This window comes from Pseudomonas viridiflava, assembly GCF_900602065.1.
Taxonomy (GTDB): domain Bacteria; phylum Pseudomonadota; class Gammaproteobacteria; order Pseudomonadales; family Pseudomonadaceae; genus Aquipseudomonas.
Map to the genome: position 1 here is coordinate 1 of NZ_UWFN01000149.1, position 398 is coordinate 398.

Genomic DNA, 398 nt, shown 5'->3' on the forward strand with positions numbered 1-398 from the left:
CTGTATGACATTACGGACGACCCGGCGGAATAATATTCAAATGCGTGAATACATCCGGGAAAACATCAGACAGGGCACGTTTATGAGTGCGCTGCCTGATATGAGGATCGGAGGTGCAGGGTTATTGATGTTGCGCCTGACCCTGAACCCTTGCCTTGGTCTTCGGCACACTCACCATCGGCGACACCACCACCTTGGCGTGCATCTGCTCTGCCCCGCCTCCACGCCGCATCCCGCGTACCGGACACGCATCGAGATAGTCCAGACCGACGGCCAGTTTCAAATGGCGCTCGGGAATAGCCAGTTGATTGGTCACGTCGAAGCTATACCACGCATCATCGATCCAGGCTTCGGCCCATGCATGGCTGGACAGGTGATCGCTGTCTTCGCTGCACAGG

At 56.8% G+C, this 398-nt stretch carries 1 pseudogene; it reads right to left on the reverse strand.

The features are described from left to right. Positions 1 to 121: 121 nt before the first annotated feature. A pseudogene (locus EE949_RS08390) lies at positions 122 to 398 on the reverse strand (transglutaminase family protein); the annotation flags it as partial.